12 protein-coding genes and 1 tRNA gene are annotated in these 12,551 nt (G+C 64.4%); 12 read left to right on the top strand and 1 reads right to left on the bottom strand.

Going from position 1 to position 12,551, the window contains the following annotated elements:
• Positions 1 to 62: 62 nt before the first annotated feature.
• Positions 63 to 138, bottom strand: a tRNA-Val gene (locus H6B15_RS09755).
• 213 nt (positions 139 to 351) lie between these two features.
• Here H6B15_RS09755 and ruvC point away from each other — a divergent pair.
• The 12 genes from ruvC (at position 352) to H6B15_RS09695 (ending at position 12,541) form a co-directional block, all read left to right on the top strand.
• Positions 352 to 849, top strand: coding sequence for a crossover junction endodeoxyribonuclease RuvC (gene ruvC / locus H6B15_RS09750; protein WP_204647796.1), 498 nt, complete (start codon positions 352 to 354; stop codon positions 847 to 849).
• 42 nt (positions 850 to 891) lie between these two features.
• A complete protein-coding gene (ruvA, locus tag H6B15_RS09745) occupies positions 892 to 1,494 on the top strand; it encodes a Holliday junction branch migration protein RuvA (RefSeq protein WP_204647795.1) in 603 nt (200 codons plus the stop codon).
• 20 nt (positions 1,495 to 1,514) lie between these two features.
• A complete protein-coding gene (gene ruvB / locus H6B15_RS09740) occupies positions 1,515 to 2,579 on the top strand; it encodes a Holliday junction branch migration DNA helicase RuvB (protein WP_204647794.1) in 1,065 nt (354 codons plus the stop codon).
• Positions 2,580 to 2,605: 26 nt separating this feature from the next.
• Positions 2,606 to 3,472 (top strand): class I SAM-dependent methyltransferase, encoded by an 867-nt coding sequence (locus H6B15_RS09735; protein WP_204647793.1) that lies wholly within the window; start codon positions 2,606 to 2,608, stop codon positions 3,470 to 3,472.
• Positions 3,473 to 3,490: 18 nt separating this feature from the next.
• On the top strand, positions 3,491 to 4,324 hold the full coding sequence (locus H6B15_RS09730) for an energy-coupling factor transporter ATPase (RefSeq protein ID WP_430661840.1): 834 nt from the start codon (positions 3,491 to 3,493) through the stop codon (positions 4,322 to 4,324).
• A gap of 84 nt (positions 4,325 to 4,408) precedes the next feature.
• Positions 4,409 to 5,323 (top strand): energy-coupling factor transporter ATPase, encoded by a 915-nt coding sequence (locus tag H6B15_RS09725; protein ID WP_204647792.1) that lies wholly within the window; start codon positions 4,409 to 4,411, stop codon positions 5,321 to 5,323.
• On the top strand, positions 5,313 to 6,119 hold the full coding sequence (locus H6B15_RS09720) for an energy-coupling factor transporter transmembrane component T family protein (protein ID WP_204647791.1): 807 nt from the start codon (positions 5,313 to 5,315) through the stop codon (positions 6,117 to 6,119). The genes H6B15_RS09725 and H6B15_RS09720 overlap by 11 nt, the downstream gene beginning before the upstream one ends.
• 10 nt (positions 6,120 to 6,129) lie before the next feature.
• A complete protein-coding gene (gene truA, locus H6B15_RS09715) occupies positions 6,130 to 6,897 on the top strand; it encodes a tRNA pseudouridine(38-40) synthase TruA (RefSeq protein WP_204647790.1) in 768 nt (255 codons plus the stop codon).
• 41 nt (positions 6,898 to 6,938) lie between these two features.
• Positions 6,939 to 8,330 (top strand): DUF5711 family protein, encoded by a 1,392-nt coding sequence (locus H6B15_RS09710; protein WP_204647789.1) that lies wholly within the window; start codon positions 6,939 to 6,941, stop codon positions 8,328 to 8,330.
• A gap of 45 nt (positions 8,331 to 8,375) precedes the next feature.
• On the top strand, positions 8,376 to 9,050 hold the full coding sequence (locus H6B15_RS09705; protein WP_204647788.1) for a CvpA family protein: 675 nt from the start codon (positions 8,376 to 8,378) through the stop codon (positions 9,048 to 9,050).
• A 157-nt stretch (positions 9,051 to 9,207) separates the two neighbouring features.
• On the top strand, positions 9,208 to 11,499 hold the full coding sequence (locus H6B15_RS09700; protein WP_204647787.1) for an ATP-dependent Clp protease ATP-binding subunit: 2,292 nt from the start codon (positions 9,208 to 9,210) through the stop codon (positions 11,497 to 11,499).
• A 25-nt stretch (positions 11,500 to 11,524) separates the two neighbouring features.
• Complete coding sequence (locus tag H6B15_RS09695; protein ID WP_204647786.1) at positions 11,525 to 12,541, top strand: hypothetical protein; 1,017 nt, start codon at positions 11,525 to 11,527, stop codon at positions 12,539 to 12,541.
• The last annotated feature ends 10 nt before the right edge of the window (positions 12,542 to 12,551 follow it).

Here is a 12,551-nt window from a genome sequence, read left to right as displayed (position 1 = left end):
TCAAAACTGCGGTAAAACAAAAAGAAAAGACCCAGGAACCTGCGTTCCTGGGTCTTTTATCGTGGTGCGCGGTACAGGACTCGAACCTGTGACCTCCTGCACGTCAAGCAGATGCTCTACCAGCTGAGCTAACCGCGCATGTCAACTTGCGACTTGTATACTATACCAAACCTTGCGCAAAAAATCAAGCCCTTTTTTCAAAAAAATCCGAAAATTCTGTAAAACCTCTTTTGCGGCGGGGAAAATAGACGGTGTATCGCTTCTTTGCGGTAGGGCCTCCCGGGGCAAAATCTTGCCGCAACGACGTTTTTGTGGTATACTGTTACGGTTAAAATGGAGAGGTGTAACGAAATGCGCGTTTTGGGCATCGACCCCGGCTATGCCATTGTGGGCTGGGGGGTCGTGGAATATGTGGGCAACCGGTTTGCCCCGGTGGGATACGGCGCCGTCATGACCGACAAGGATACCCCCTTTGAGCATCGGCTGGAAGAGGTGTACGAAGGGATTCTGGATGTGTGCAAGCGGTACCGGCCCGAAGCCATCTCGCTGGAAAAACTGTTCTACCAGCACAACCAGACCACCGTCATCGGGGTGGCCGAAGCCCGCGGGGTGATCCTGCTGGCCGCCGCCCAGTGCGGTATTCCCATCTACGAATACACCCCCATGCAGGTCAAGCAGGCGGTGACCGGCTACGGCAAGGCGGTGAAAAAGCAGATCCAGGAGATGACCCGGATGCTTTTGCACCTGCCCGAAATCCCCAAGCCGGACGACACCGCCGACGCCCTGGCAATGGCGGTGGCCCACTGCCATTGCAGCCGCAGCCGCCTCATGGGCACCCAGCCCCGCTGATTCGTTTTCACCCTGTGGTAAGATAGAGAAAAGAGAAGCACCATGATTTATTGTCTGAACGGAAAAGTTCTGAAAAAGACCCTGGACACCGTGGTCATCAGTTGCGCGGGGGTGGGGTATCTGGCCCAGGTGCCCCTGTCCACCGCCGAAGCCCTGCCCGCCCCCGGCAAGGAGGCCACCCTCTACACCGTGATGTCGGTGAGCGAGAACGACGTTTCCCTCTACGGCTTTGCCACCGAGGACCAGCGCGCCTGCTTCAAGATGCTCACCGGCGTGTCCGGGGTGGGGCCCAAGGCGGCGCTGGCCATCCTGTCGGTGATGAGCCCCGAAAAGGTGGCCCTGGCGGCCTCCTCCGGGGACCACAAGGCCTTCACCGCCGCCAACGGCGTGGGCCCCAAGCTGGCCCAGCGCATCGCCCTGGAACTCAAGGACAAGGTGGGCAAGGGCCTGGCTGCCGGCACCGGCTTTGCGGGCAATGTGTCCGCCGCCCCGGCCCCCCAGAGCGCCCCCGCCCAGGCGGTGGCCGCCCTGGTCAGCCTGGGGTACAGCACCTCCGACGCGGCGGCCGCCGTGGCCCGGGTGGACGACACCCTGCCGGTGCAGGACATCATCAAGATCGCGCTGCGCGGGTTGTCCCGCGCCTGAATCCCTGAAAGGAAGGTACCATGGCACAGAATCAGGAATACACCGTCGACCCCAGCCGTCTGGTCAGCCCCGACCTGGGCCCGGCGGAGGTGGAAGAAAACAGCCTGCGCCCCAAGACCCTGGACGACTACATCGGCCAGGACAAGGCCAAGAGCAACCTGCGCATCTATCTGCGGGCGGCCCAGCAGCGGGGCGAAGCGATGGACCACATCCTGCTGTACGGCCCTCCCGGCCTGGGCAAAACCACCCTGGCCGGCATCGTGGCCCAGGAAATGGGGGTCCAGGTGCGCATCACCTCCGGCCCCGCCATCGAAAAGCCCGGCGATCTGGCCGCCCTGCTCACCAACCTGCAGGAGGGGGACATTCTTTTTATTGACGAGATCCACCGTCTGTCCCGCCAGGTGGAGGAGGTCTTGTACCCCGCCCTGGAGGACTACGCCCTGGACATCATGATCGGCAAGGGCCCCAGCGCCCAGAGCATCCGCATCAACCTGCCTCACTTCACCCTCATCGGGGCCACCACCCGGGCGGGGCAGCTCACCGGCCCTTTGCGGGACCGCTTCGGCATCCTGCTCAAGCTGGAACCCTACAGCCCCGACGAGCTGGCCCGCATCATCACCCGCAGCGCCGGCATCCTGGGCATTCCCATCGACCACGACGGCGCCCTGGAGCTGGCCCGGTGCAGCCGGGGCACCCCCCGTATCGCCAACCGCCTGCTCAAGCGGGTGCGGGACTTCGCCACTGTCCAGGGGGACGGCGCCATCGACGGTCCCACCGCCGTGGCAGCCCGCAAACAGATGGACATTGACGAGATGGGCCTGGACGAGCTGGACCGCGGGGTCCTGCGGGCCATCATCGAGCTGTACGGCGGTGGGCCGGTGGGTCTGGAGACCCTGGCCGCCGCCCTGGGGGAGGAGAGCGTCACCCTGGAGGACATCTGCGAACCCTACCTGATGCAGCTGGGCTATCTGACCCGCACCCCCCGGGGGCGCTGCGTCACCCGCCTGGCTTACGAACACCTGCATCTGCCGGTACCCCGCCGTCTGCGCGACGACGAGGAGGACGGCCAGCAGAGCCTGTACTGATACACCCCGAAAGGAGTTTGAACCCTATGCGCTGTGCCGATACCTGGCAGGACTACGAACTCATCGACGCCACCGGCCACAACCGGCTGGAACGGTGGGGCAAGACCCTGCTCATCCGTCCCGACCCCCAGATCATCTGGAAAAACGAGCCTGTCAGCCCCCTGTGGAACCGGGCGGACGCCGTCTATCACCGCTCGGCCAAGGGCGGCGGCAGCTGGGAACAGCACCGCAAACTGCCCCAGCGCTGGCAGATCGGCTGGCAGGGGCTCACCCTCATCGTCAGCCCCACCGGCTTCAAGCACACCGGCGTCTTTCCCGAACAGGCGGTGAACTGGGCCTGGTACCAGAAGAAGATCGCCGCGGCGGGCCGTCCCATCAAGGTGCTCAACCTCTTCGGCTACACCGGCGGCGCCACCCTGGCCTGCCTGGCGGCCGGGGCGTCCTTGACCCATGTGGACGCCTCCAAGGGGATGGTGGCCTGGGCCCGGGAGAATGCCGCCGCCAGCGGCCTGGCGGACAAGCCCTGCCGCTGGATCGTGGACGACTGCGCCAAGTTTGTGGCCCGGGAGATCCGCCGGGGCAGCCGGTACGACGGCGTCATCATGGACCCGCCCAGCTACGGCCGTGGCCCGGGGGGCGAGATCTGGAAGCTGGAGGACAACGTCTACGATCTCATCACCCTGACCCAGCAGGTCCTGTCCGACGACCCGCTCTTCTTTGCCATCAACTCCTACACCGAGGGCCTGAGCCCCGCGGTGATGGAATACATTCTCAAGACCAATCTCTGCCCCGTCAAGGGCGGAAAAACCTGGTGCGATGAGATCGGCCTGCCGGTCTCGGCCACCGGGGGCGTGGTGCCCTGCGGCGCCACCGCCGTGTGGGAAAAGGAATAAATAAAGGGGGAAAGGTTCATGGAACCTATGCTCAAAGCCCAGGATGTGCGCTTCCGCTATGACCCCGAACGCCCGGACTACGCCGTGGACGGCGTGAGCCTGGAAGTCAAACACGGCGAGTTCGTCGCCGTGCTGGGGGGCAACGGCAGCGGCAAAAGCACCCTGGCCAAACATTTCAACGCCATTTTGCTGCCCGAAACCGGCACCGTGCTGGTGGAGGGCATCGACACCCGCACCGAGGAAAAACTCTACGACATCCGCCAGAAGGCGGGCATGGTGTTCCAGAATCCGGACAACCAGATTGTGGCCACCATCGTGGAGGAGGACGTGGCCTTCGCCCTGGAAAACCTGGGCGTGCCCAGCGAGGAGATCCGCACCCGCATCGATGAGGCCATGAAGATGACCGGCATCTACGAGTGCCGGGAAAAGGCCCCCTACAAGCTGTCCGGCGGCCAGAAACAGCGGGTGGCCATCGCGGGGGTCATCGCCATGCGGCCGGACTGCCTGATCCTGGACGAAGCCACCGCCATGCTGGACCCCCGGGGCCGGGCCGCCGTCATGAACACCATCCACAGCCTGCGGGCGGCGGGCATCACCATCGTGTCCATCACCCATTATATGGAGGAGGCCGCCCAGGCCGACCGGGTGCTGGTCATGAGCCACGGCCGCATCGTCATGGAGGGTACCCCCGAACAGGTGTTCAGCCAGACCGAGCGCCTCAAGCGCTACCGGCTGGACGTGCCCCAGGCCGCGGAACTGCGGGACGCGCTGGTGGCCGCCGGGCTGCCCATGCCCGCCAATGTCATCACCCCCGAAGCCTGCGCCCAGGCGCTGTACGACCTGCTTCGCTGAACAAACGGCACCACGCCGAAATCTGAATGGCCGCAGCTTCACCGGCAAGGGCCGGGCGGCATGCGGAAAGGAAGGGAAACGAACGTGTCAGAGATTATTCGCTGCGAACATCTGCGCTATGTATACAACGCCGGACTGCCGGACGAGACCGCAGCCCTGGAGGATGTGAGCTTTTCCATCCAGGAAGGGGACTTTGTGGGCATCATCGGTTCCACCGGCAGCGGCAAGTCCACCCTCATCAGCCATTTCAACGGCCTGAACCGGCCCACCTCCGGCAAGATCTATGTGGACGGCCGGGACATGTGGGCGGAAGGGGAGGACCTGCGAAGCTTCCGGTTCCTGGTGGGGCTGGTCTTCCAGTACCCCGAATACCAGCTGTTTGAGGAAACCTGCGCCCAGGACATCGCCTACGGCCCCCGCAACATGGGCCTGAGCGAGGAGGAAATCCAGCGCCGGGTCAAGGAAGCGGCCGAGTTCACCGGCCTGAGCGAGGACCTGCTCCAGCGCAGCCCCTTTGAGCTGTCCGGCGGCCAGAAACGCCGGGTGGCCATTGCGGGCGTCATGGCCATGGAGCCCCGCATCCTGGTGCTGGACGAGCCCGCCGCCGGCCTGGACCCGGAAGGCCGGGACACCATCCTGGCCCAGATCAAGGCCTACCACAAAAAGACCGGCGTGACCGTGGTGCTGGTCAGCCATTCCATGGAGGACATCGCCAAATACGCCGACAAGGTGCTGGTCATGCACAAGGCGGGGGTGGCCATGTACGACACGGTGGAGAACATCTTTGCCCGGGCGCCGGAACTGCTGGAGCTGGGGCTTTCGGTGCCCCAGGTTACCCAGATCTTCCTGCGGCTGAAGGAGATGGGCCTGGACATCAAGACCGACGTCTACACCATGCCCTACGCCGTCAAGACGGTGCTCAAGGCCTACAACGCCCGCCATCCCGAAAAGCCTCTGCCCATCCCGGCACAGAAAGGAGGGGAAGACCATGCTTCGTGATATCACCATCGGGCAGCACTTCCCCGGCAACTCGGTGCTGCACCGCTGCGACCCCCGCCTGAAACTGGTGGGCACCATCGCCTATATCATCGTGCTGTTTGTGGCCTCCAACCCTCTGGGCATCGCTTTGTCCCTGGCGCTGCTGGCCCTGCTGTACGCGGTGGCCAAAATTCCCTATCGGCTCATCCTCAAGAGCCTGAAGCCCATCGTGCCCATCATCATCTTCACGGCGGTGCTCAACCTCTTCTTCATCACCGGGGAAGGACAACCCCTGGTCCGGCTGTGGATTTTCGCCATTTATAAGGAAGGCGTCTCCTACGCCATCCTCATGGCTACCCGGGTGGTGGCGCTCATTGCGGGCACCAGCCTGCTCACCTACACCACCAGCCCCATCGTCCTCACCGACGCCATCGAATCCCTGCTGCGCCCCTTGCAGAAGCTGCACTTCCCGGTGCATGAGCTGGCCATGATGATGACCATCGCCCTGCGGTTCATCCCCACCCTGATTGAGGAGACCGAAAAGATCATGAACGCCCAGAAAGCCCGGGGCGCCAAGCTGGACAACGGAAAATTCACCGAGCGCATCCGCGCCCTGATTCCCATTCTGATCCCCCTGTTCATCAGCGCCTTCCGCCGGGCGGACGAGCTGGCCATGGCCATGGAATGCCGCTGCTACCACGGCGGCGAAGGCCGCACCCGTCTGAAGGTGCTGCGCTTCGGCAAGCTGGACGTGCAGTGCGCCCTGGCCCTGGCGGTGCTGTTGGGCATCATCCTGTCCACCACCCTGCTGTTCTGAGGAGATGCCCATGACCGTACTTTTGTGGCTGGCGTACAAGGGCACCCGGTACGCCGGGTTCCAGGTGCAGCCCAACGGCCTGACCGTCTGTCAGGTTTTGCAGGACGCCATGGAGGCGGTGCTGGGCTCCCGGCCGGATGTAAAAGGCTGTTCCCGCACCGACGCCGGCGTCCATGCGCGCCGTTTCGCGCTCAGTTTCCGGTATGATGGGACCGTGCCGCTGCGGCGGCTGCCCCTGGCCCTCAACGCCCACCTGCCCGCCGATGTGCGGGTGCTGCAGGCGCAGGCCGTGCCGGAGGATTTCCACGCCCGGTACGCCGCCCACGCCAAGACCTACTGTTACCGTATCCGCAACGGGGCGGTGGACGACCCCTTTGACGCCGAGTTCACCCACCGCATCCCCAAGCCCCTCAACGAACAGGCCATGCAACAGGCCGCCGCCGGGTTTGTGGGCAGACACGATTTCCTGGCCCTGTGCGCGTCGGGGTCGTCGGTGGCCGCCCACGGGGACACGGTGCGCACCATCACCCGGTGCGAGGTGACCCGGGACAAGGATGTGTTTTCCATCACAGTCACCGCCGACGGATACCTGTATAATATGGTGCGGATTCTGGCGGGAACCATTGTCCAGGCAGGCCTGGGCAAGCTGGACCCGGCGGATGTGCCCGCCATTCTGCAAAGCCGGGACCGGCGCCGCGCCGGTCCCACCCTGCCCGCCCACGGGCTTTGCCTGGTGGACGTGGAGTATCCCGGTCTTGAACCGGCAGACGAGGCCTGAAACGCCCGTCTTTGTATCATCTGAGGAAAGGGGGATCGCCCATGAGAGCCGAAGACAAGGAACGTCTGGCCCGGCGGCAGCGTATGCTGGCACGGGAACGGGGCGAGTCCCTGCCCGAACCCGAACCCCGGCAGGAGGAGCCCCGGCAGAGCCGGGAACCCGCCGCCAAACCCGAACCGAAGAAGAGCGAACCGAAAAAGACCGAGTTCGCTGCGGCCAAAAAGACGGCCAAACAGGAACCGGTCTCCCGCGCCGAGGGGGTGCGCGCCCCCCGCGCCGGCAACACCCGGCCGTTCAGCCCCATTCTGCGCCGCCGGGCGCGCCGCCGCCGCATGATGCTGGTGGCGCTGCTGCTGGCGCTGGTGGTGGCGGCGGCCTGGGTCACCGGAGTGCTGGGGGCCTCGGTATCCTCCCTGAGCGATGTGCTGGATTCGGTGAGCCTGTATTTCCAGCGCAGCGGCGGCTGGCCCGCCGATACCGGCATCGAGGAACCCCTGCGGGTGGAAGAGCTGGCCGGCGGTTTTGTGGAGCTGGACAAGGAGGAAACCGTGGTTTTCTCCGCCTACGGCACCAAGGTGCGCACCATCCAGCCCGGCTATGCCCGCCCGGCGCTGGACGTGGGCAACACCCGGTTTGTGCTGTATGACCGGTCCGGCACCGCCCTGCAGGTGGAAAGCCGCACCCGCACCCTGTACACAAAAACCTTCACCAACGCCCTCATGCTGTGCGCCATCTCCCCCAACGGGACGCTGGGGGTGGTCACTGAATCCGACCGGTATGCGGCGGAACTGCAGGTGTTCAGCCCCACCATGCGCAGCATTTACAGCTGGAAGATGACCCAGGACCAGGGCACCCCCCTGGCGCTGGAATTTGCCACCGACAACCATCGGTTTGCGGTAGGCACGGTGGCCGCCCGCAACGGCCGCCTGGCCTGCAGCATCTACCTGATGGACACCGCCAAGAGTGAAACCGGCCCGGTGTACACGGCGGACGAGGGCAGCCTGCTGCTGCAGCTGCACTGGATCGCCACCGACAAGCTGCTGGCCGTGTTCGATACCTACGCCGTGGTGCTGGAAACCGGCAGCGCCCAGCAGCTGGCTCGCTATGATTTCGGCGGCGCCAACCTGCAGGGGGCTTCGGTGAACCGGCGCACCACCGCCCTGCTGTTGTCCACCCACAGCGGCAACGAGCTCATTGTGCTCAACGCCGACCTGCAGGTGGTGGGGCAGGGCAATGCAGGCCAGGCCGAAGGCGTGACCTGCGCCGACACCGCCGTCTACCTGTGGGGAGCGGATACGGTGGCCTGCCACGACCTGAGCGGCACCCAGCGCTGGGAAACCGTGCTGGATACCCGCCCCCTGGCCGTGCTGGACGCCGCCCAGCCCCTGCTGGTCACTGCCGGCCGGGCCGAGGTGCTCAACGCCGCGGCCTGACCGCCAGAATATACAAACTGTAGAATTATCAAAGAGGAAAACAAAATGAGCTATTCCATCACAGGCTTACTGTATGACATTCTGTTTGCCGTCATCCTGTTTCTGACGGCCCTCTACGGCTGGAAACGGGGATTTCTGTCTTCGCTGGTGCTGCTGGCCGGCGCCGTGGTCAGCATCTTCGGGGCCGTGTGGGTGGCCCGGGCCGCCGGTCCGGTCATCTACAACAACTACGTGGGCGAAGCCATCGCCCAGAAGGTCTCGGCTGCCCTGGCCGAAAGCGGCGGCGATGTGGCCGCGGCGGTGCAGGGACTGTCCTTTTTGCCCGAAACCATCCGCAACGCCCTGGCCGGCACCCTGACCGAGATTTCCGGCGAAGCCACCCCCCACGTGGTGGAGGTGCTGGAACCCATCGTGTTGCCCCTGATCCAGGTCATTCTGTTCCTGGTGGTCTGCCTGGTGGTGCGCTGGGTGTTCCGGGCTCTGGCCTGGGCCATGCGTGGCTGCAACGCCATTCCCCTGGTGGGCGGCCTGAACCGGCTTCTGGGCCTGGTGCTGGGGGCGCTGTCCGGCCTGCTCAACTGCTGGCTGCTGTCCCTGGGACTGTGGCTGCTCAGCATGCTCAGCAACGGCCAGATCGAATTCCTGAGCAGCGCCGCCTTGGGCAAAAGCGCCATCTACGGCTTGCTGGCGGGGCTCAACCCCTTTACGATCTATTACTGAAAATCCCATGCCCCCGGGCATGAATAAACCATGTTGTCGCTATGAACAATATCTGAACATTGCCCCCGCGCCCTTGCAAAAGGGGCTTTGCAGGGGGATAATGGTTCTTAAGGCGGCCTGTTTTTCCCATGGGGCCGCCAGAAAGAGGTGAGAGTATATGTTGTGTGTCCGCTGCAAAAAACGTACCGCAGTGGTATTTATACAGCGCATCGAGGACGGCAAACCCATTCAGGAAGGCTACTGCCTGAGCTGTGCCAAGGCGATGCACATCAAACCGGTGGATGACCTGATGGAGCGCTTCGGCATGTCCGATCAGGATCTGGAAAACATGGAGGAGCGCATGGCCAGCTTCCTGGAGGAAGCGGGGCAGTCCGGCGCCCTCATGCCCACCGAAGGCGAAGAAGACGACGATTTTGTGCCCGGCGGCAGCCCGGCCTTCCCCTTTGGTTTCGGCGCCCCCGCCGAAAGCAAGGAAGGGCAGTCCGGCAAGAAAAACTCCAAGAAGGAAAAGCCGCCCCGCCGCAAATACCTGGATACCTATTGTGAAAATCTGACCAAAAAGGCCAAGGAAGGCCGTCTGGACCGCATCATCGGCCGCGACCGGGAAATCTACCGCGCCATCCAGATTCTCTGCCGCCGCCAGAAAAACAATCCCTGCCTGATCGGCGAGGCCGGCGTGGGCAAGACCGCCATTGCGGAAGGTCTGGCCGAGCGCATTGCCGCGGGCCAGGTTCCCGCCCGGCTGCAGGACAAGGAAATCTATCTGCTGGACCTGACCGCCCTGGTGGCCGGCACCCAGTTCCGCGGCCAGTTCGAACAGCGGGTCAAGGGCCTGCTCAGCGAGATCAAGGCCGCCGGCAATGTGATTCTCTTCATCGACGAAATCCACAACATTGTGGGCGCCGGTGATTCCGACGGCGCCATGAACGCCGCCAACATCATGAAACCCGCCCTGTCCCGGGGCCAGGTGCAGGTCATCGGCGCCACCACCTTCACCGAATACCGCAAGTATATCGAGAAGGATTCCGCCCTGGAACGCCGGTTCCAGCCCATCAAGGTGGAGGAACCCTCCCTCAACGATGCCATCGAGGTCATCCGCGGGGTGCGCTCCTACTACGAAAAGCACCACTGCGTGCGGGTGCCCGACGCCATCGTCACCAGCGTGGTGCAGCTGTCCGAGCGGTACATCACCGACCGGTACCTGCCCGACAAGGCCATCGACCTGCTGGACGAAGCCTGCGCCTGCTGCAACCTGCGCCATCCCGAGATCACCGAGCTGTTCAACCTGCAGCGCAGCATTGCCGAGCTGGAGGAGAAGGAGCACGACCTGGAAAACCCCGACGGGGACAGCGCCGATGCAGCCATCGACTATGAGGAGCTGGCCAAGACCAAGACCGAGCTGGCCCGCCAGCGGGAACGTCTGCCCGCCCTGGAACTGCAGGTGGCGGACATCCAGGTGACCCTGGACGACGTGGCCAAGGTGGTGGAACTGTGGACCGGCATTCCTGCCGTCAAGATCAAGGAGAGCGAGTACGGCCGCCTGCAGGGGCTGGAAGCGGCCCTGAAAGAGCACATCATCGGCCAGGACGAGGCCGTGCACAGCGTGGCCCAGGCGGTCAAGCGGGCCCGGGCGGACCTGTCCGGCCGGCATCGCCCCGCCAGCTTCATCTTTGTGGGCCCCACCGGCGTGGGCAAGACCGAACTGGTCAAACAGCTGGCCAGCCAGCTCTTTGACACGGTGGACCCGCTGATCTCCATCGACATGAGCGAGTATATGGAAAAGCACACGGTGTCCCGCCTGATCGGTTCGCCCCCGGGCTACGTGGGTTATGACGAGGCCGGCCAGCTCACCGAGAAGGTGCGCCGCCGCCCCTACAGCGTGGTGCTCTTTGACGAGATCGAAAAGGCCCACCCCGATGTGATGAACATTCTTCTGCAGATTCTGGACGAAGGCAAGATCAACGACGCCCAGGGCCGTGTGGTGGATTTCTCCAACACGGTCATCTGCATGACCTCCAACGCCGGTTCCACCGACCGCACCGGCGCCACCGGCTTCAACCGCACCGCCGAGCAGGCCTCCCACGACAAGAGCATGAAAGCCTTGCAGGAGTTCCTGCGCCCCGAGTTCCTGGGCCGTGTGGATGAGGTCATCACCTTCCGCCCGCTGGAGCAGGCCGACCTGGAAAAGATCGCCGCCCTCATGCTGGAGGAATACCGTCCCGGTCTGTCCGCCCGCGGCCTGACCCTGGCATACGGCCCCGAGGCCCTCACCGCCATCGTCAAGGCCACCTCCACCCGGTTTGGTGCCCGGGAACTGCGGCGTACCATCCGCAAGACCCTGGAAGACCCGGTGGCCGAAGCCCTCATCGACGGCCGGCTGGCTGGCGGCGCCACCATCACCCTGGAAGCGGCGGAGGACGGCACCCCGCGGCTGAAACTGCCTTCCTGACCTTTGACACCCTGAGGAGGTGCGGATGAAACCACGTTTGCGGAGCCCGGCGCTGCTGCTGGCAGCCTTGCTGCTGGTGGGCTGCGCCCGGGGGGATCTTTCCTACGCCCGCGGTCCCGGCAGCCGCCTGGAGCAGATGCCGGACCTGTCCGAACCCGAAACCCCCACCCCGGAACCCCAGCCCACCCAGCCCGGTACCCTGTGGACCGACGGCCTGACCGCTGCCCAGCAGAAATACGGCAGCGCCGGGCTGCTGGCCTGGCCCTGCGTGCTGTACAGCGTTTACCTGCAGCAGCCCGACGGCCCCGGCTGGACCGAGGAGGGAATCGCCCGCAGCCAGCAGAATCTGGAGGTGGCGGTGGACTGGATCACCCAGCAGGCAGCGGCCTACAACGCCGCCCCCACCCTCTATTACGGGGAAGACCTGATGACCGTCCTGGACTATGAACCCGGCTTTGTGGGCGGGGAGGAGTCGGACGAGGGCCAGGCCTTCTACGAGGATATGGACAAGGTGTGCGGGGAACTGAACACCGCCGACCTGGCCGAAACCTACGGCACCACCAACATCGGGTTCCTGGTGTTTCTGCCGGTGGCGGGGTGCTCCTTCACCATGGTCCATTACCTGGAAGACGGGGGCTACTACTTCAACGAGTACTGCTGCCTGTACAAGGACAACGTCTTCTTTGAACCCGGCACCTTTGACGGCCCGGCGGTCTATGCCCACGAGATTTTGCATCTGTTCGGCGCGCCGGACCTGTACAACGGCAGCAATGATCTGTTTGTCAGCCGGGAACTGGTGGACTATGTGGCCCGGAACTGGCCGGACGAGATCATGCATGACACCTACGCCACCGACGGGTCGCTGGAATACGAGGTCATCCACAAGGAGATCAGCCCCCTGACCGCCTACCGGCTGGGGCTGGCGGATTCCTTCCCGGGGATGGAACGGTTCCCCCTGGTCACCATGGACCCGCCCGGCACCTTCCGCCTGGACGAGGGAACCGCCACCGACCGTTTTGACGACGGGGTGGTGGCTGCGTAAAAAGGAGGCA

The organism is Gemmiger formicilis (assembly GCF_016900095.1).
Classification (GTDB): domain Bacteria; phylum Bacillota; class Clostridia; order Oscillospirales; family Ruminococcaceae; genus Gemmiger; species Gemmiger formicilis_A.
This window is presented reverse-complemented; position numbering and strand designations above follow the sequence as displayed.

What these genes read in the sequence shown, in the direction of transcription:
- ruvC (WP_204647796.1), top strand. Translation starts at nt 352, where the DNA reads ATGCGCGTTTTGGGCATCGACCCCGGCTATGCCATTGTGGGCTGGGGG.
- ruvA (WP_204647795.1), top strand. Translation starts at nt 892, where the DNA reads ATGATTTATTGTCTGAACGGAAAAGTTCTGAAAAAGACCCTGGACACC.
- ruvB (WP_204647794.1), top strand. Translation starts at nt 1,515, where the DNA reads ATGGCACAGAATCAGGAATACACCGTCGACCCCAGCCGTCTGGTCAGC.
- H6B15_RS09735 (WP_204647793.1), top strand. Translation starts at nt 2,606, where the DNA reads ATGCGCTGTGCCGATACCTGGCAGGACTACGAACTCATCGACGCCACC.
- H6B15_RS09730 (WP_430661840.1), top strand. Translation starts at nt 3,491, where the DNA reads ATGGAACCTATGCTCAAAGCCCAGGATGTGCGCTTCCGCTATGACCCC.
- H6B15_RS09720 (WP_204647791.1), top strand. Translation starts at nt 5,313, where the DNA reads ATGCTTCGTGATATCACCATCGGGCAGCACTTCCCCGGCAACTCGGTG.
- truA (WP_204647790.1), top strand. Translation starts at nt 6,130, where the DNA reads ATGACCGTACTTTTGTGGCTGGCGTACAAGGGCACCCGGTACGCCGGG.
- H6B15_RS09710 (WP_204647789.1), top strand. Translation starts at nt 6,939, where the DNA reads ATGAGAGCCGAAGACAAGGAACGTCTGGCCCGGCGGCAGCGTATGCTG.
- H6B15_RS09705 (WP_204647788.1), top strand. Translation starts at nt 8,376, where the DNA reads ATGAGCTATTCCATCACAGGCTTACTGTATGACATTCTGTTTGCCGTC.
- H6B15_RS09700 (WP_204647787.1), top strand. Translation starts at nt 9,208, where the DNA reads ATGTTGTGTGTCCGCTGCAAAAAACGTACCGCAGTGGTATTTATACAG.
- H6B15_RS09695 (WP_204647786.1), top strand. Translation starts at nt 11,525, where the DNA reads ATGAAACCACGTTTGCGGAGCCCGGCGCTGCTGCTGGCAGCCTTGCTG.